14 protein-coding genes and 3 pseudogenes are annotated in these 17,054 nt (G+C 62.1%); 3 read left to right on the top strand and 14 right to left on the bottom strand.

All coding sequences use genetic code 11. The features are described 5' to 3' along the window. Positions 1-141: 141 nt before the first annotated feature. Positions 142-1,590 (bottom strand): sigma-54 dependent transcriptional regulator, encoded by a 1,449-nt coding sequence (locus EJ070_RS19985; protein ID WP_126092867.1) that lies wholly within the window; start codon positions 1,588-1,590, stop codon positions 142-144. A 300-nt stretch (positions 1,591-1,890) separates the two neighbouring features. On the opposite strand from EJ070_RS19985, the gene EJ070_RS19990 reads away from it, so the two are divergent. Next, on the top strand, positions 1,891-2,583 hold the full coding sequence (locus EJ070_RS19990; RefSeq protein WP_126092868.1) for a DUF4760 domain-containing protein: 693 nt from the start codon (positions 1,891-1,893) through the stop codon (positions 2,581-2,583). A 529-nt stretch (positions 2,584-3,112) separates the two neighbouring features. Here EJ070_RS19990 and EJ070_RS19995 read toward each other — a convergent pair. The 10 genes and pseudogenes from EJ070_RS19995 to EJ070_RS20040 all read right to left on the bottom strand — a co-directional run bounded on the left by EJ070_RS19995 (position 3,113) and on the right by EJ070_RS20040 (position 13,147). Then, a complete protein-coding gene (locus EJ070_RS19995; RefSeq protein WP_210211956.1) occupies positions 3,113-3,844 on the bottom strand; it encodes an HAD-IA family hydrolase in 732 nt (243 codons plus the stop codon). Continuing rightward, the gene (gene gph / locus EJ070_RS20000; protein WP_126092870.1) at positions 3,844-4,548 is read right to left on the bottom strand and encodes a phosphoglycolate phosphatase; all 705 of its coding nucleotides are present in this window, start codon (positions 4,546-4,548) and stop codon (positions 3,844-3,846) included. Before gph ends, EJ070_RS19995 begins: the two co-directional genes overlap by 1 nt. Beyond that, positions 4,545-5,234, bottom strand: coding sequence for a ribulose-phosphate 3-epimerase (rpe, locus tag EJ070_RS20005; protein ID WP_126092871.1), 690 nt, complete (start codon positions 5,232-5,234; stop codon positions 4,545-4,547). Before rpe ends, gph begins: the two co-directional genes overlap by 4 nt. Then, positions 5,231-6,168, bottom strand: a pseudogene (gene cbbX, locus EJ070_RS20010) (CbbX protein). Before cbbX ends, rpe begins: the two are co-directional and overlap by 4 nt. A 20-nt stretch (positions 6,169-6,188) precedes the next feature. Beyond that, a pseudogene (locus tag EJ070_RS20015) lies at positions 6,189-6,605 on the bottom strand (ribulose bisphosphate carboxylase small subunit). A gap of 33 nt (positions 6,606-6,638) precedes the next feature. Next, positions 6,639-8,074, bottom strand: a pseudogene (locus EJ070_RS20020) (form I ribulose bisphosphate carboxylase large subunit); the annotation flags it as partial. A 34-nt stretch (positions 8,075-8,108) separates the two neighbouring features. After that, complete coding sequence (gene fba, locus EJ070_RS20025) at positions 8,109-9,188, bottom strand: class II fructose-bisphosphate aldolase (protein ID WP_126092872.1); 1,080 nt, start codon at positions 9,186-9,188, stop codon at positions 8,109-8,111. Positions 9,189-9,199: 11 nt separating this feature from the next. Further along, positions 9,200-11,206: a transketolase gene (gene tkt / locus EJ070_RS20030; protein ID WP_126092873.1), complete on the bottom strand. Its 2,007-nt coding sequence runs from the start codon at positions 11,204-11,206 to the stop codon at positions 9,200-9,202. A 10-nt stretch (positions 11,207-11,216) separates the two neighbouring features. Further along, positions 11,217-12,089 carry a phosphoribulokinase gene (locus EJ070_RS20035; RefSeq protein ID WP_126092874.1) on the bottom strand — a complete coding sequence of 291 codons (873 nt, stop codon included), beginning with the start codon at positions 12,087-12,089 and terminating at the stop codon, positions 11,217-11,219. Positions 12,090-12,097: 8 nt separating this feature from the next. Beyond that, positions 12,098-13,147, bottom strand: a complete 1,050-nt coding sequence (locus tag EJ070_RS20040; protein WP_126092875.1) for a class 1 fructose-bisphosphatase — start codon at positions 13,145-13,147, stop codon at positions 12,098-12,100. Between the two features lie 120 nt (positions 13,148-13,267). Between EJ070_RS20040 and EJ070_RS20045 the strand changes: the two genes are divergently transcribed. Beyond that, positions 13,268-14,257 (top strand): LysR family transcriptional regulator, encoded by a 990-nt coding sequence (locus tag EJ070_RS20045; RefSeq protein ID WP_126092876.1) that lies wholly within the window; start codon positions 13,268-13,270, stop codon positions 14,255-14,257. 228 nt (positions 14,258-14,485) lie between these two features. After that, positions 14,486-14,686 (top strand): hypothetical protein, encoded by a 201-nt coding sequence (locus tag EJ070_RS20050; protein WP_059185947.1) that lies wholly within the window; start codon positions 14,486-14,488, stop codon positions 14,684-14,686. Between the two features lie 77 nt (positions 14,687-14,763). Here EJ070_RS20050 and EJ070_RS20055 read toward each other — a convergent pair whose 3' ends face one another. The 3 genes from EJ070_RS20055 to EJ070_RS20065 are packed head-to-tail and all read right to left on the bottom strand — an operon-like array spanning position 14,764 to position 17,053. Then, on the bottom strand, positions 14,764-15,393 hold the full coding sequence (locus EJ070_RS20055; protein ID WP_126092877.1) for a hypothetical protein: 630 nt from the start codon (positions 15,391-15,393) through the stop codon (positions 14,764-14,766). Further along, positions 15,393-16,253 carry an ABC transporter permease gene (locus EJ070_RS20060; RefSeq protein WP_189350674.1) on the bottom strand — a complete coding sequence of 287 codons (861 nt, stop codon included), beginning with the start codon at positions 16,251-16,253 and terminating at the stop codon, positions 15,393-15,395. Before EJ070_RS20060 ends, EJ070_RS20055 begins: the two co-directional genes overlap by 1 nt. Before the next feature lie 11 nt (positions 16,254-16,264). Beyond that, a complete protein-coding gene (locus EJ070_RS20065; protein ID WP_126092879.1) occupies positions 16,265-17,053 on the bottom strand; it encodes an ATP-binding cassette domain-containing protein in 789 nt (262 codons plus the stop codon). Position 17,054: the final 1 nt, after the last annotated feature.

A 17,054-nucleotide genomic window follows, 5' to 3' on the forward strand; every position in this document is an offset into this window, starting at 1 on the left:
GGCGCCGATTACTTTGGCCATTGCCCCAACTCCAAGATACCGCGTCGGTTCGGCATGCCCAGACGGCAACACGCGCGACTGCGGAAATCGCAGGACCGTCGTGCCCTGATCTTGCGCTTCATCGGTGCTCATGGATGCCTCTCAACCGTTTTCATTGAGACTGTAGCGCTTGATCTTGTTGGCAAGCCCCACGCGCGACAAACCGAGCTCGGTCGCAGTGCGGCTCTGGTTCCAGTGGTTTCGTATAAGCGCGCGCCCCACGATCTGTTTTTCGAGACTCTCGACCTGGTCCTTAAGCGTAGTCCCTTCGGGAACGAAGCCCCTTAAACCGTCGCCCTGCTTGCGGGCAGAGGCGGTCGCGAGCAGTGATGGCGCCATGTTGCGGGTGGTGATGTATTCACCATCCTTGGTCAGTGCGACCATGCGGCGAATTTCGTTTTCCAGTTCGCGCACGTTGCCGGGAAAGCTGCACAGCGCCAGCTTCTCGAGAGTGTTGGCGGTGATACCAAGAACCTTGCGGCCCATCGCATCGGCATGCTTGGCGGCAAAAAACTCCGCCAGCGGCCCGATATCTTCTGGACGATCGCGCAGCGGCGGCACCTCGAACTCGAAGCCCTTCAGCCGGAAATAAAGGTCTTGGCGGAACTTGCCCTGCGCGACGAGGTCCTGCAGCCGCTTGTTTGATGCGGCGATAATGCGGACGTTGCAGTGGATGACCTTGTCGGCACCCAGCGGCTTGACCTCTCCTTCTTGGAGAAAGCGTAGCAGGCTGACCTGAAAGGATGGCGACACATCCGAGATCTCATCCAGGAAGACCGTTCCTGCATCGGCGGCCCGAAACAGGCCGAGCCGGTCCGAAATCGCCCCGGTGAACGCGCCGCGCTTGTGGCCGAACAGTTCCGACTGGAGCAATTCGTCCGGCATGCCCCCACAGTTCTGGACAAGGAGCGGGCTTGCGCGCCTGGGTGAATTGTAGTGGATGGCGCGCGCAAGCAGCTCCTTGCCTGTACCGGTCTCGCCCTCGATCAGGATGGGCAGTTCGGTCACAGCCGCCTGCCGCGCCAGATCGCACATCTCTGCCATTTTTTCGCTTGCATAGACGAGTTTTTCGAACTGGTGGCTTTCCGGCCTCAACACGGGGTCACGGCGATCCCCGAACATCAGGGGCCCCGAAATCTTGAACTCCCGAGACAGAATACGATGGCGGCGGTGAAGTTCACGCGCTTCCAAGGCCCGCTCAACGGCTAGACCGAGCTGCGCCGGGTCGAGAGGCGTCAGAAGGAACTGATAAATCGCTGCCTTTGAAAGCGCTTGATAAGACAGCGACGAGGGCGCCGGTGTCACATAAACACGCATGATGTCCGGGTGAGACACGCGCAGCCGGGTGAGGAAATCAAGACCCACAGTCTCATCCTGGCGATCCTCCACGACCGCCAAATCGACATGGATGCTGCTCATTGTTGTCAGTGCCTCGGCCGGACTGGCAACCGGCAGCACCCGATAGGCGTACCGTTCCGACAGCACCTCAAGGCTATCGGTCCAATCGCTGCCCGGCCGGGCAACAATGACTACCGTTCCCGAATGGTCCATGAAACCATGTTTCCAAAATGTCTACTTGATTAGCAGCTTGCCCCTTCCGGCGCAACGCCGAGCCGCCCGGACAGCACTTCGACGGTTTCGATCCAGACCGCGAAGCTCCGATATCAGTGCTAGACAGGATTCCCTTGGTGAGCAGGGGATGATACATGGGTCGGATTGGTCCGGTTCCCCAGCTGGGCGCCTTGACTTGGATGGCCGCAGGGGCCATATTGCATGTGCTAACGATGCCTGCTGCATTGCGCAGCTTAAAGGGAGTAGCGAAATGGCCAAGGGCGGCGACACCGGCTTGTAATGTTTGAGACCGAGGGCGAAATCTCCCGGTCCAACCGACTGACGATCAATTCTCTTTCGCTATATGTGATGTCCAGTGTGCTCATGCTACTGGGCATTTTCATTTTTGTTGCAGCCATTTCTCGACATGACAAAGATTTGGTCACGGCTGCGTCCATTTTTACCGCTGGCGCCGCAGCTGTATTCGCCGTCGCTGCTAAGTTTCAGGCAGACGAACGTGATCGAGCCTTTCGATTCCTAACTGAAAACGTCAACAGTAAGGAACTTATGACGTCCATGCACTTCGTTGGTCGGATTATTAATTCGAACAACGATATCGATGCCCTTCTAGCTAGAAACATCTGCGTCTCTCGCGATACCAATGACGTCGCGCTCATATCAAAAATCACATATGTCTACAATTTCTTTGAGGAAATGGCCATCGCTGTTGCCAATAAGCAGGTGAATGAGAGAATTCTGCGCGACTACTATGTAGGTACGATTTGTAGGTTCACGGAATCCACGGTGGTCTTCCTGCCAATCATGCGCAACTTTCCCGAAATCATTGAAGGTCATCCTTGGGTTAAGCGCCAGCGCCCCGATATGTTCGTCAATGCAATATGGCTGTACGTCCGATGGCGGCCTTATTATTTAGAATATTTCCGAGACCGGATACCAGCCTATGATTCTCGGCGATGGACTGGTCATTCGTGACCTTGTTCAGGCTCCTCTGCGGGGGCGCTTTGTGGCCACGGATGTCGAAACCGGTCTCTCTCTCTCTCTCTCTCTCTCTCTCTCTTACTTGCTCTGCGGGCGGTCGAAAGTGTCGTCTGGCGAGGCCAAGGCCGCGCCTTGGCGGGCATCAACAGAATGCACCGATGGGAGTTGCAACAGTTGATTGCCGGTCCCGCAGGCGCGCTCTATTTTCCAACCACTCTGTTGCGGTGCCCTCATGAGAGCTGTACGTCGTCGACGACGCGAACGAGTCTAAACAACCCCAAAAAGGGCCTCTTCGGAGGCCTTTTTCTTTTTGGCGACTTCCTTGACGGGCCGCACCCACGGCGTCGACTCCATGATTGGCCCGCTTGCGTTGCGTGCTGCCAACGCTGTCAGCTTTCGAGTCCGCGTTTCGTTTTACGCCCGCAAGAACTACCTTTGCAGAGAGTGGCTGCTTACCAAGACGTGTCGCAAGCTCCCTCGTCGGCGGCGATGGCAGGCTGCCGAGATAAGGTGGCATCTTCCCTTAAGCTCGTTCACGCGTAAGCAGACGACCGAGCTCGACCGGTTGGGCCATCAGGGACGTGTAAGGGCGGAACTCTGCCGAGGACCATGGCATCGCCAGATTGCGCAAAATCAGATCGGCACCGCTAAAATCTTCATGACAGCTGAACTGGCTGGGGGTGATGACGGTGCGCATGCCTGAGCCGCTTGCGGCCAGAAGCCCATTTCTGGAGTCCTCGATACAGATGCATTGCGATCCTTCCAGGCCGAGATCTGACAGCACCAAACGATAGACCTCAGGATCCGGCTTCTTGGCTTTGACGTCCTCACCTGTCCGGATGGTTGCGAATAGTCGAGGCCCATCATCGCCCAGAGTTGACTGAAGGAGCGACATCACGTTCACCCTGCTTGTCGTCGTCCCGATTGCGAGCAAAAGACCCTTGCGTCTGGCGTGATCGATCAAGCCCTCCACCCCCGGGCGCAGAGCGATGGCGCCCTCCCGGATCGCCTTGTTATAGAGATCCGTCTTGCGCGCGTGCAGGGCGGCAGCATCGACCTGGCACTTCATCCTGTGGCTATAGGCGATAATGCGTTCGCGCCCGCCCGCTATCGCGAGCAGTTCAGCATAAAGGGCGCTATCCCAATTCCAGCTTAGGCCGTGCTCCGCGAACGACTGGTTGAAAGCACGTCGGTGCAGGTCTTCCGTCTCCGCCAGCGTGCCGTCAACGTCGAAGACGATCGCGCGAATTGGCATTATTGACCCTTGCAGGCCGCGAAGAACCTCGGTTCGAGTTCATCGAGCCGGTCGATCACGACGTCCGCGCCGAGAGCCTCTGGCGCGACGGCCGTATAGCCGCCCCGCACGATGGCGCACATCATGTCCGCCGCCTTGGCCGTTTGCACGTCGGTCACGCTGTCGCCGACAAGCATCGCCTCGTGTGCATCGCAGTCGCAGCTCCTGCAGGCGGCCAGCAGCATCTCGGGGGAGGGCTTTTTCGGGTGGCCGCTGTCGCCACCGATCACAACGTCCAGTTCCGCCAGCAGATCGAAACGCGACAGAATAATGCGCGAGAAACCTTCTGGCTTGTTGGTGACCACGCCTGTCCGCAATCCCGCTTTGCGGGCAGCCGACAGGGCCTGTGCAGCCCCGGGCCGGAGCATGGACAAGCGGGTGAGATTGTCGGCATAGATGTCGATCATCGTCGCGTGGCGCTCGCGAAATTCCTGACGCGAAAGCGCGACGCCATGGGTGGCGAACGCACGCTCCACCAGTGCCCCGATTCCGTTGCCGATCATGCCGCGGACAGCTTCCAATGAATGCGGCGCCAGCCCGAAACCTGCCATCAATTCATTGACGGCCGCCGCGATGTCCGGAGCAGAATCGACGAGCGTGCCGTCGAGATCGAAGAAGACGGCGCGAAGCGACGAGCCTTCGATGTCCTTTACAGCGAGACTCATGCCGGTTCCCTCGCGGCCACCCTGTCGGCGGCGTGGCGGATCGCGGCTATATTGGTTCGGTAGGCGTCGGCAGTACCGCCCTTGAAGACGGCGGAGCCGGTGACGAGCACATTGGCGCCGGCCGCGGTGACCAGAGGAGCCGTCTCGGGCGTAACGCCGCCGTCGATCTCGATGTCGATCGGACGTTGGCCGACAAGCGCCTTGACACGCCTGACCTTGTCGATGACCGCCGAGATGAAGGCCTGGCCGCCGAAACCCGGATTGACCGTCATCAAAAGCACCAGGTCGAGCCGGTCGAGAACATATTCGATGACGCTTTCCGGTGTCGATGGATTGAGCGACGCGCCGGCCTTCTTGCCGAGGCTCTTGATCGCCTGCAGCGAGCGGTCGAGATGCGGCCCGGCCTCGGCATGCACCGTGATGATGTCGCAACCGGCGTCGGCGAAGGCGGCGAGATAGGGATCGGCCGGCGCGATCATCAGATGACAGTCGAAGATCTTGTCGGTGCGGTCGCGGATCGCCTTGATCACCGGCGGGCCAAAGGTGATGTTGGGCACGAAATGTCCGTCCATCACATCGAGATGGATCCAGTCGGCGCCCGCCCGCGCGACTGCTTCGACCTCGTCGCCGAGCCGCGAGAAATCCGACGATAGAACCGATGGGGCGATTATGGTCTTCCCGGTCATTTTGGCTCACCTTCCTCCGGCTTTAATGCGAAGACCCGGCTGGCGGTGATGTCGTCGGCCGAGATGGTCGACAGCGCCTTGGCGCCAAGCGGTCCCTTGGCGCTCTCGAACAGCCGGTTGGCCTGCCGCAGCCGGGTCCGATCGAGGGCGTTGCGGATCGAGCGGGCGTTGGCGAAATGCGGCTGCGCGCGGCGGCGTGCGATGTAGTCGGCCATTGCGGCGGTTGCCTTCGTGTCGAACAGGTAATTTTGCTGGTCGAGCATTTGTTCCGCGATCCTGAGAAGCTCGTCGTCGGAATAGTCGGGAAAGTCGATGTGGTGGGCAATGCGCGAGCGGAATCCCGGATTGCTTTCGAAGAAGCGGTCCATGCGCTGCGAGTAGCCGGCGAGGATCACCACAAGGTCGTCGCGCTGGTTCTCCATCACCTGCAGCAGGATCTCGATCGCCTCCTGGCCGTAATCGCGCTCGTTCTCGGGCGATAGAGATAATAGGCCTCGTCGATGAACAGCACGCCGCCCATCGCCTTCTTCAGGATCTCCTTGGTCTTGGGCGCGGTGTGGCCGATATATTGGCCGACCAGGTCGTCGCGGGTAACCGAAACCAGATGGCCCTTGCGGATATAGCCCAGCCGATGCAGCAGGTCGGCCATTCGCAGCGCGACGGTGGTCTTGCCGGTGCCGGGATTGCCGGTGAAGCTCATATGCAGTGTCGGCGTCTCATGGGCGAGGCCCATGCGGCGCCGTGCCCGCTCGACCAACAGGAGCGCCGCCGTCTCGCGGATGCGTCTCTTGACCGGGGCGAGCCCGATCAGCTCGCGGTCGAGCTCGGCCAGGACGTCCTTGACGCCGGAAGTTTCGAATTCCTCACGCAGATCGATCGCCGCTGGCGTGATGGCTTGAGGCACTTCCGTTTCGGCAAAGGCTGGCGCCGACATGGCATTCTCCTCTTGTCCGATCAGCCGTACCTCGTTCCAGCCGGCTTGTCGGCGGCGTAGGGCTTGGTGGTGTAGCGGATCATGCGGCCCGCGGCCTCCTGCCGCTCGAGCCGGTAGCCGGGTTCCTCGGCCGGACGATTGGCGATGAAGGACAGCTTCACCGATTCCCAGCCATGCGAGGCATCGAAGGCGACGACGCGGATATAGCGGTCGCCATAGACTTGCGGCACGCGTTCAGCTCCATCATCAGCGCCGCCGCGTCGGGATTGTCGAACATCGGGTGCCCCACATGTCCCAATAGGTATTGCGCGGGTGCGGGTCGTCGGTGACCTCGAGGCTGACGGCCCATTTGTTGTCGATGCAATATTGCACCTGCGCCCGGATCTGGTCGTCGGTCAGTCGGGCAGGAAGGAAAAGGCTCCCTGGGTGATGCGCATGACTGTTCTCCTTATTCGGCGCCGTTGCCACCGGACGAAGTCCGGCGTGTCGGTCGAGGCATAGTTGAAGGTCACATCCTTCCAGGTCTCGAGCGCCTGTTTCAGCGGCAGGCAGTTCCTGGCCGCGTTCTCCAGGATCTGCGGCCCTTCGCGCACATAGTCGCGGCCCTCGTTGCGCGCGAGGATCATGCATTCGAGGGCAACGCGGTTGGCGGTGGCGCCGGCAGCGATGCCCATCGGATGCCGATTGTGCCGCCGCCGAACTGGAGCACGACGTCCTCGCCGAGCAGGTCGATGAGCTGATGCATCTGGCCGGCATGGATGCCGCCGGACGCCACCGGCATCAGCTTGTTGAGCGAGGCCCAGTGCTGGTCGAAGAAGATGCCGTTCTCCAGCTTCATCGGGTTATGTCCTCGCGGCAGATGTCGTAGTAACCCCTTGGTCGTCGCCGGGTCGCCTTCCAGCTTGCCGACCACGGTGCCGGCATGGATGTGGTCGACGCCGGCAAGCCGCATCCATTTGGCGATGACGCGGAAGGAGACGCCGTGCGACTTCTGCCGCGTGTAGGTCGAATGGCCGGCGCGATGGAGGTGCAGGATCATGTCGTTCCTGCGCGCCCACTTCGCCATCGACTGGATCGCCGTGTAGCCGATCACGAGGTCGATCATGACGATGTTGGAGCCGAGTTCCTTGGCGAAGTCGGCCCGTTCGTACATGTCCTCCATGGTGGCCGCTGTGACGTTGAGATAGGTTCCCTTGATCTCGCCCGTCTCGGCCTGCGCCTTGTTGACGGCCTCCATGCAGTAGAGAAAACGCTCACGCCAATGCATGAAGGGCTGCGAGTTGATGTTCTCGTCGTCCTTGGTGAAATCGAGCCCGCCTTTCAGCGACTCGTAGACGACGCGGCCGTAATTGCGCCCGGAAAGGCCGAGCTTCGGCTTGACGGTGGCGCCGAGCAGCGGGCGGCCGAACTTGTCGAGGCGCTCGCGCTCGACGACGATGCCGGTCGCCGGACCCTGGAAGGTCTTCACATATGCGACGGGGAAACGCATGTCCTCCAGCCGCAATGCCTTCAACGGCTTGAAACCGAAGACGTTGCCGATGATCGATGCCGATAGATTGGCGATCGAACCCGGCTCGAACAGGTCGAGGTCGTAGGCGATATAGGCGAAATACTGTCCGGGCGCGTTCGGCACGGGGTCGACCCGATAAGCCTTGGCGCGGTATTTTTCAGATGCCGTCAACCGGTCGGTCCAGACCACTGTCCAGGTTGCGGTCGAGGATTCGCCGGCGACGGCTGCGGCAGCCTCTATCGGGTCGACACCGTCCTGGGGCGTGATCCTGAACACCGAGATTATGTCGGTATCCTTCGGCTCGTAGTCGGGCTCCCAATAGCCCATCTTCTTGTATTCCATGACACCGGATTTGTAGCGGTCCTTACCGGTCACGGTTTCGGATTTGTTGGGCATGAGGCTGGTCCTTTCCTTTTTGGCGGACCGCCGCTCAGGCGGCTTTGGCGGTTGCGATTTGCGGGTCGAGCTTTCCGGCGGCATAGCGTTTCGCCATCTCGTCCATGGCGATGACCTTGATCTTCGAAGCGTTGCCGGCGGTACCGAAGCGTTCGAAACGATCGCGGCAAAGGTCGCGCAAGGCGTCCATGGCGGGCTTCAGGAATTTGCGCGGATCGAATTCGCGCGGATCCTGCGTCGCGACGCGGCGGAACTGCCCGGCCATGGCCATGCGGCAATCGGTGTCGATGTTGACTTTGCGCACGCCGTGGCGGATGCCGCGCTCGATCTCCTCGACCGGAACGCCGAAGGTCTGGGGCATCTCGCCGCCGTGCTTGTTGATGATGTCCTGCAGTTCCTGCGGCACGGAGGACGAACCGTGCATGACCAGATGCGTGTTCGGCAGCTTCTCGTGGATCGCCTCGATCACCTGCATGGCCAGGATGTCGCCGTCCGGCTTGCGCGTGAACTTGTAGGCGCCGTGGGAGGTGCCGCAGGCGATCGCCAGCGCATCGACGCGGGTGGCGGTCACGAAGTCGACCGCCTGATCGGGATCGGTCAAGAGCTGGTCGTGCGATAGTGCGCCCTCTGCGCCGTGACCGTCCTCGGCCTCGCCCTGGCCGGTTTCCAGCGAGCCGAGCACGCCGAGCTCGCCTTCGACGGAAGCGCCGACCCAATGCGCCATGCGCGCGACGCGTTCGGTGATGGCGACGTTATAGTCGTATGTCGCCGGGGTCTTGGCGTCCGCCATCAACGATCCGTCCATCATCACCGAGGTGAAGCCGTGGCGGATCGCCGAAAGGCAGGTGGCTTCGTTGTTGCCGTGATCCTGATGGATGCACAGCGGAATGGCCGGATGGATCTCGGTCAGCGCCTCCATCATCCTGGCGAGCATGATGTCGTTGGCATAGGAGCGGGCGCCGCGCGAGGCCTGGATGATCACAGGCGCGTCGCAAGCGCTCGCCGCCTCCATGATGGCGAGGCCCTGTTCCATGTTGTTGATGTTGAATGCCGGCACGCCGTAGCCGTGCTCGGCGGCATGGTCGAGAAGCTGGCGAAGGGTGATGCGGGCCATTGTCGGTCCTCCTAGATGATGAGCTTCATCGCCGCTGCGGCGACGGCTTCGGGCGTGATGTCGAAATGCTTGTAGAGATCCGGAGCAGGGGCGCTTGCGCCGAAGCCGGTCATGCCGACAAAAGCGCCCGTCTCGCCGATCCAGCGGTCCCAGCCGAGCCGGGCGGCGGCTTCGACCGCGACGCGCGGCGCGGAGCCGAGGACGGACTTGCGGTAGTCCGCATCCTGTTCCTCGAACAGTTCCCAGCACGGCATCGAGACGACGGCGGGGGCGATGCCGTGCTCCCGTTCGAGCCGTTCGGCGGCGGCAACGGCGATCTCGACCTCGGAACCCGTGGCGATCAGCGTCACTGCACGGTGCGCGGACGGCTCGCGCAAGACGTAAGCGCCGCGGCTGGACCGGTTCTCGTCGCTGCGTGCCTGGCGCAGCATCGGCAGGTTTTGGCGCGAGAGCACCAGCACGCTCGGCCGCGTTTCGCTCTTCAGCGCCAGTTCCCAGCATTCCGCGGTTTCGATGATGTCGGCCGGACGGAAGACGTTGAGGTTCGGTGTCGCCCGCAGCATCGCCAGATGCTCGATCGGCTGGTGGGTCGGTCCGTCCTCGCCGAGGCCGATCGAATCGTGCGTCATCACATAGACGACGCGCCGGCTCATGAGCGCCGAGAGCCGCATCGCGCCGCGAGCATAGTCGGCGAAGCACAGGAACGTGCCGCCATAGGGTACGAACCCGCCATGCAGCGCGATGCCGTTCATGGCCGCGGCCATGCCGTGCTCGCGGATGCCGTAGTGAACGTAGCGGCCCCCATAGCCACCCGGCACGATGCGATCCATGCCTTTGGTGATCGTCAGGTTCGAATGCGTGAGATCGGCGGAGCCGCCAACCGTCAGCTCGGTTGCGCCGTTGATCGCGGCAAGCGCCATCTCGGAGGCCTTGCGCGTTGCGACCTTGGTCGCCTTCTCGACATGTTCCTCGCGGAAGGCGGCAAGAGCCTCGAATACCGCATCGGGCAATTTGCCGCCGATCGCACGCTCGAAGGCCTTGCGCCGCGGCGAGGCGGCAAGCCGCTGCTCCCAGGCGCGCCGCGCCGCTTGCCCGCGCTCGGCAATCTCGCGCCAGGCGGAAAGGATGTCGTCCGGCACCTCGAACGGTGCGTAGGCCCAGCCGATGTTTTCTCGCGTCGCGGCAATCTCCGCATCGCCCAGCGGCGCGCCATGCGTCTTTTCCGAACCGCCCAGATTGGGCGCGCCCTTGCCGATTACCGTGCGGCAGGCGATCAGCGATGGCCGATCCGACTGCCGTGCGGCCTCGATTGCCGCGGCGACGGCTTCCATGTCGTGGCCGTCCACCGACTGGACATGCCAGCCGGCGGCTTTGAACCGCGCCGGCTGATCCATCGACGTCGACAGCGAGGTCGGTCCGTCGATGGAGATGGCGTTGTCGTCCCACAGCACGATCAGCCGGGACAGCTTCAGGTGACCTGCGAGGTCGATCGCCTCGTGGCTGATGCCTTCCTGCAGGCAGCCGTCGCCGGCGATCGCGTAGGTGTAGTGGTCGACGAGATCCGCGCCGTGGCGGGCGGCAAGCATGCGTTCGGCCAGCGCCATGCCGACAGCGGTCGAAATGCCTTGTCCGAGCGGACCGGTCGTCGTCTCGATGCCAAGCGCGTGGCCGTGCTCCGGATGTCCGGCGGTACGGCTGCCCAGTTGACGGAACCGCTGCAACTCCTCGATCGGCATGTCCTCGTAGCCGAGCAGGTAATGCAGCGCATATTGCAGCATCGAGCCATGCCCGGCTGAAAGCACGAAGCGGTCGCGATCGGGCCAGTCCGGCGCTGTCGGGTCGATATTGATGAAGCGGCTGACCAGCACCGTCGCGACATCGGCCATGCCCATCGGCATGCCCGGATGTCCGGAGTTGGCCTTCTGCACGCTGTCCATCGCCAGCGCGCGGATGGCGTTCGCCATGTCGCGCTCGGAGGCAGAGGCGGCGACGGACTTCAATGCTGCCAGGCTGGTCATGGCGTCCTCCTCACGACACACGTTTCTTGCGTTCGATCAATTGCAGGATGAGCGGCGTCAGGATCAGCTGCATGGCAAGGTCGAGCTTGTTGCCCGGCACCACTATGGAATTCGGCCGCGACATGAAGGAGTCGTGGATCATTGAAAGCAGGTAGGGGAAATCGATGCCGCGAGGATTGGCGAAGCGGATGACCAGCATCGATTCGTCGGGGGTCGGAATCCAGCGCGCGATGAACGGGTTGGACGTGTCGACGATCGGCACGCGCTGGAAGTTGATCGCGGTCTGCGAGAATTGCGGGACGATGTAGCGGACATAGTCCGGCATGCGGCGCAGGATCACATCCATCACCGCCTCGGTGGAATAGCCGCGCGTGGCGCGGTCGCGATGGATCTTCTGGATCCATTCGAGATTTATGACCGGCACCACGCCGATCTTGAGATCCGCATGCCTGGCCAGGTCGATCTTGTCGGTGACGACGCAGCCATGCAGGCCTTCGTAGAAGAGTAGGTCGCTCGGGGCGAATTCGCGCCAATCGGTGAAATTCCCCGGCGGCGTGCCGTACAGCTTCTCCTCGTCCTCGTCATGGACGTAGGTGCGGGTCCTTCCGGTCCCTCGGCGGCCATATTCCTCGAAAACCCCCTCGAGGATCCCGAGCTCGTTGGCCTCGGCATGGAAGTGGGTGAAGTTCGGGTTGCCTGCCTTTTCCTGCTTGGCGACCTCCACCTTCATCGCCGCGCGGTCGTAGCGATGAAAGGCGTCGCCTTCGATGAAGGCAGCCTCGATGTTCTCGCGCCGGAAGATCAGCTCGAAGATGCGCTTGACCGAGGTTGTGCCCGCGCCCGACGATCCGGTGATGGTGATGATGGGGTGCCTTGCCGACATGATGCTGCTCAGGCCCTGAAAAGTCCGCGGCGGCTGAACAGCGGCGCGCGCTCGCCGATAGCGCTGGGTTCGGTGTGGTAGCGGGCGATCCGCGCGACTTCCCGCGCGGATCCGAAGACCACGGGGACGCGCTGATGCAGGCTCTCGGGTTCGATTTCGAGGATGCGGGTGATCGTATCGGTCGCGGCACCGGCCGCCTGTTCGATCAGATAGGCAATCGGATTGGCCTCGTAGACGAGCCGAAGCCGGCCTTGGCGGTAACCCCGGCGTTGGTCGCCGGGATAGAGAAACACGCCGCCGCGCATCAATATGCGATAGCAGTCAGCGACAAGCGAGGCGATCCAGCGCATGTTGAAGTCCTTCTCCCGTGGGCCTTCGGTGCCTTCCAGGCAGTCGTCGACATAGAGGCGCACGGCCTCGTCCCAGTGGCGGTAGTTGGCGGCGTTGATGGCGAACTCCTGGGTCCGCTCCGGAATGATCCGGCTTTCGTAGGCCTGGACGAAGGTGCCCAGCCTGGTCGAATGCACGAAGACGTGCGTGCCGCTGCCGAGCGACAGAACGAGCGCCAGTTGCGGCCCGTAAATAAAGAACCCGGCGCCCAGCATGCTCACGCCTGCCTGCAAAAAGGAGGCGGCCGGATTGGCGTCCGGCGCGCCAGTTGCAGGGAGGAGCGAGAAAATCGTTCCGATCGACACGTTGGCGTCGATGTTGGAAGAGCCATCCAGCGGGTCGATGGCGACGGCGAGGGGGGCTTGTCCGTCGAGCAGGACCGGCCGGTCCAGCTCCTCGGAAGCATAGAGCGCGACCGGAGCGTGACGCATGGCGTCGAGAAAGATGTCGTCGGCAAAGATGTCGAGATCCTTCTGAACGTCGCCGTCGGCGTTGGCGCCGCGGGTTCCGGCAAAGGCGGTGCCGAGCACCCCTTGGTTGATGGCATTGCGGACCCTGGTGGCAGCCTGTGTGAGCTGACGGACGGTGGCCACGACCGCGGAGCGGCGTTCGTCCGGCGAGTCGCCGAGATAGGAGTTCAGAAAAGCGTCGAGCGTTGGCGCTGGCATCGTAGCCTCCCGGTCCGGTCGTGTCTCCTCGGGGCCGGATGGAGGGATGAAACCAAACGATCTGTGCTAAGTAAAATTCAATAACTTTACCTGAGCAGTAAAAACAATTTAGTATGCCGCATGAGAAACCTCACGCTCAGGCAATTCAAGACCGTTCAGGCAATCGTCAGCCACGGAAAAATCGTCAGCGCGGCCAAGGTGTTAGGCCTTTCTCCTCCAGCGGTGACGATCCAGTTGCGACAAGTGGAGGAGGAGGTCCAACTGGCCCTGTTCGATCGGACCTCGGACGGCATGCGTCCCACCGCCGCAGGGCTGGCCTTCGTCGAGGCGGCGCAGGCTATCGAGGAGCGGCTTCGCCTGCTCGAAGACGAGATGGACGCCATCAAGGGCGTGCGCGCCGGCAGCCTGAGGCTCGGCGTCGTTTCCACCGCCAAATATTTCGCGCCACGGCTCATGGCCGGCTTCATGAAGGAGCATCCCGATATCGACATGCGGCTTGCCGTCGGCAATCGCGCCGAAACGATCGACAGTCTGAAGAACCACGACATCGACATCGCACTGATGGGCCGTCCGCCCAAGGAAGTTTCGGTGCGCGCTTCGGTCTTCGGCGATCATCCGCTGGTTGTCATCGCGCCGCCCGAACACCCGCTGGCGTCGGCACGCGACATTTCCAAGCAGAGGATCGCCGAGGAGCATTTCCTCATTCGCGAGCCGGGCTCGGGCACGCGCATCTCGCTGGAGATATTCCTGAGCGACGTTCCCGGCCGGATCGACGATCTCGGCGTCGAGATGGGCTCGAACGAGACGATCAAGCAGGCGGTGATGGCAGGTCTCGGCATCGCTTTCATCTCCGCGCACACCATCGCCGCGGAAACGGAAGCCGGCCGGCTCGTCATTCTCGACGTGGCCGGGATGCCGATCCGCCGGCAATGGTTTTCGGTGATGCGCACCGATCATGTGATCTCGCCGGCCATGGCGACCTTCAACGATTTCCTGATGCGCAGAGGCGCAACCTACCTGCCCCTGTTCGGCAAACTGTATCCGTACGCCGAAGCGAATGACGCGGCTCGGATGCAAAAAATGAGAGCGCCTGGAAAGCGGCCAGAGTGAAGCGCCCGACATACCGGCCGAAGAAATCATGCGAAAGAAAGCCGACAAGGGCGTGGAAAACGCACCGCCATCGATGGCGGTCGGGGGGCTCGCATGGTATGTTGCAGTGCGAAAGGGCAGGGGCACGCGCTCTCATACTCGCAGACAAGACGGATAGGCAGCCAACCCCTGCAGACAAATCGCTATGGGTCCCGGGCGCGAGGTTCGGGAATTCGAAGGGGAAGGGGCATGCTTTATACAATCGTGATGATGGTCTGCATGACGGCGGTGCCGCAGACCTGCGAGCAACGCGAGGAAATGGCGGACGGCCTGGCCATGAATCCCGGGGTGGCCTTCATGCAGGCGCAGCCGCTGGTCGCCCATTGGCTGGAGACACATCCCGGCTATTTCGTGCAGCGCTGGCGTGTGCTGCCCGGCCGGGGATCCTGACGGGGCATCTTCGAAGCGGGCTTTATTTCGCGCAAGTCGTTCTCCCAAAACCGCTGCGCACTTTTGGGCGACATGCGTTATTTCTTCGCGGCAAGCGTTTCCGAGACAGTCTTGGACAGCTGATAAAGCCGCTGCTCGATTATCGTCGGCACATCGCAGACGTAAGTCAGCGATTGCGCACGCTCGTTGAAGATGCGCGTCGCGAAATTCAGCTGGTCGGTCTGCCGCTCGACCTCGTCCTGATCCGCGTCGGGTTTTGCGCGCAAGACATCGACATCGGACGCCTGCTTGCGCAATTCGGCGGCCATTTCGAGCTGCCTGTGGGCGTAACGGGAAATGCCGGAAATCACATGCGAACGCTCGGCGTCCATGTGGTCGAACATGCCTTGCAAGAGCATCGCCATTTTCGGCGCAAGTTGCTCGGCCGGCAGGGAGGCGGCAAAATCCCTGATCTTCATCTGCGCGTCTGCTATCGGCAGCCTGCGAGCCGCCACCTCCTCGACCAGGGCGGAGACGGAAGGGTCCTGCGACCAATCCTTCGCCGCTGGTGGAAGGTCCGGTCCATTCCAGACCTGGGCGAGCGAGAGTTGCGGCACCTTGCGCTGAGCGCAGGGCCAGTCCGGATCGGTATTCGCGGCCACGGCGCCGGCGTTCGGCACGAGCATGGCGGCCGCAACCAGGCTGCGTACAAGCCTCATCCGTTCCATCAATCGTTTCCTCCCGTGCCCTGTTTGCGGATTATCAGGCCGCGCGAAGGGTCATAAGCGATGATGGCGCCTCCCAGAAACAGCAGCGTGCAGCCGGCGACGACACCCAGCGACACCCAATCGATCTGCCCGTAGAAGGCGAAGCGGATCAGTTCGACGGCGTAGGTGAAGGGGTTGGCGAGGCAGAGCTTGTAAAGAAGCGGGCTCGCTTCCTGGATGCGCCACAAAGGGTAGAGCGCCGGAGAAGCGAAATAGCCGGGAAAGATAACGAAGTTCATGATGCCGGCGAAATTCTCGAGCTGCTTGATCATCGAGGACAAAAGCATGCCGAGCGCACAAAGCATCATGCCGGACAGGAACAGGGCCGGCAGCACGAACAAGTAGCCGAGCGGCGGCGCCTTGACGCCCCAGAACCAGGCAACGATCAGGAAGGCGTAGACCTGCGCGATCGATACGGAAACACCGGCGAGCATCTTCGACAGCAGCAGGTACCAGCGGGGGAATGGGCTGACCAGCAGGATGCGCATATTGCCCATCTCGCGGTCGTAGACCATCGACAGCGAAGACTGCATGCCCGAGAACAGCAGGATCATGCCGCACAAGCCTGGCGTGATATAGACCTCATAGAGCACGTAGGTCTTGTAGGGCGGGATGATCGAAACGCCGAGCACCTGCCGGAATCCGGCGGCAAAAATGAACAGCCAGACGAGCGGTCGAACCAGCGACGAGATGAAACGCTCGCGCTGGTGCAGGAAGCGCAGGCATTCCCGTATGACGACACCTTTGAGGCAGATGAGATAGTGACGAAGGCCGAACGCGCCGGACTTCGCTGGCGTGACAGCGGCGACCTTTTCCGGCATTGCGGGAGAGTTCATGGCGAGATCTCCGCAATGCCGGCCGCCTCGCTTCGGCTGAGTCTCGAAAAGGCCTCGCCGATCGAACCGGCACCACTTGCCTTGACGACGTCGGCCACCTTGCCCTTGGCGACCAGGTCACCCTGCCTGAGCACGACGACATGGTCGCCGTCATCGACTTCGTCGATCAGATGCGTGGCCCAAAGCACGCCGATGCCCTCCGTCTCGACCAGCTTGCGGATGGTGGCAAGAATGCCCGCGCGCGACTGGATGTCGAGACCGACCGTCGCTTCGTCGAGCAGCAACAGGGAAGGGCGGTGGAGCAGCGCCCTGGCGATCTCGATGCGCCGCATCTGGCCGCCGGAAAGGCTGCGAGCCTTGTCATGCTGGCGGCCCTGCATGTCGACCGTCTCGATCAGCGCCGCAATGCGCTGCCGGGCTTCGTGCCGTCCGATGCCATGCAGCGAGGCGTGATAGGAGAAGTTCTGGTATACGCTCAGATCGAGGTCGAGCGTGCGTGCCTGGAACACGATGCCGACACGTCTGAGCGCCTCGCCGGAAGCACGGCTGACGTCGTGGCCGAAGATGCGGATCGATCCGTGGCGCGTGTCGTAAAGGTGGCTGATCAACGAGAACAGAGTTGTCTTGCCGGCACCGTTGAGACCGAGGAGCGCGGTGAAAGTCGCCGGCGCGATCGAAAACGAGACGTCGTTGAGCGCCCGCTTCGGACCATATGAATGGCTGACGCCGGCGACGTCGAGCGCCGCCACCTCGTCTCCCGTTTTCCCCGTCCCGGCATGCTGCATG

Origin of the sequence: Mesorhizobium sp. M1E.F.Ca.ET.045.02.1.1 (assembly GCF_003952485.1) — a bacterium.
Taxonomy (GTDB): Bacteria; Pseudomonadota; Alphaproteobacteria; order Rhizobiales; family Rhizobiaceae; genus Mesorhizobium.

What these genes read in the sequence shown, in the direction of transcription:
- EJ070_RS19985 (WP_126092867.1), bottom strand. Translation starts at nt 1,590, where the DNA reads ATGGACCATTCGGGAACGGTAGTCATTGTTGCCCGGCCGGGCAGCGAT.
- EJ070_RS19990 (WP_126092868.1), top strand. Translation starts at nt 1,891, where the DNA reads ATGTTTGAGACCGAGGGCGAAATCTCCCGGTCCAACCGACTGACGATC.
- EJ070_RS19995 (WP_210211956.1), bottom strand. Translation starts at nt 3,844, where the DNA reads ATGCCAATTCGCGCGATCGTCTTCGACGTTGACGGCACGCTGGCGGAG.
- gph (WP_126092870.1), bottom strand. Translation starts at nt 4,548, where the DNA reads ATGAGTCTCGCTGTAAAGGACATCGAAGGCTCGTCGCTTCGCGCCGTC.
- rpe (WP_126092871.1), bottom strand. Translation starts at nt 5,234, where the DNA reads ATGACCGGGAAGACCATAATCGCCCCATCGGTTCTATCGTCGGATTTC.
- fba (WP_126092872.1), bottom strand. Translation starts at nt 9,188, where the DNA reads ATGGCCCGCATCACCCTTCGCCAGCTTCTCGACCATGCCGCCGAGCAC.
- tkt (WP_126092873.1), bottom strand. Translation starts at nt 11,206, where the DNA reads ATGACCAGCCTGGCAGCATTGAAGTCCGTCGCCGCCTCTGCCTCCGAG.
- EJ070_RS20035 (WP_126092874.1), bottom strand. Translation starts at nt 12,089, where the DNA reads ATGTCGGCAAGGCACCCCATCATCACCATCACCGGATCGTCGGGCGCG.
- EJ070_RS20040 (WP_126092875.1), bottom strand. Translation starts at nt 13,147, where the DNA reads ATGCCAGCGCCAACGCTCGACGCTTTTCTGAACTCCTATCTCGGCGAC.
- EJ070_RS20045 (WP_126092876.1), top strand. Translation starts at nt 13,268, where the DNA reads ATGAGAAACCTCACGCTCAGGCAATTCAAGACCGTTCAGGCAATCGTC.
- EJ070_RS20050 (WP_059185947.1), top strand. Translation starts at nt 14,486, where the DNA reads ATGCTTTATACAATCGTGATGATGGTCTGCATGACGGCGGTGCCGCAG.
- EJ070_RS20055 (WP_126092877.1), bottom strand. Translation starts at nt 15,393, where the DNA reads ATGGAACGGATGAGGCTTGTACGCAGCCTGGTTGCGGCCGCCATGCTC.
- EJ070_RS20060 (WP_189350674.1), bottom strand. Translation starts at nt 16,253, where the DNA reads ATGCCGGAAAAGGTCGCCGCTGTCACGCCAGCGAAGTCCGGCGCGTTC.
- EJ070_RS20065 (WP_126092879.1), bottom strand. Translation starts at nt 17,053, where the DNA reads ATGCAGCATGCCGGGACGGGGAAAACGGGAGACGAGGTGGCGGCGCTC.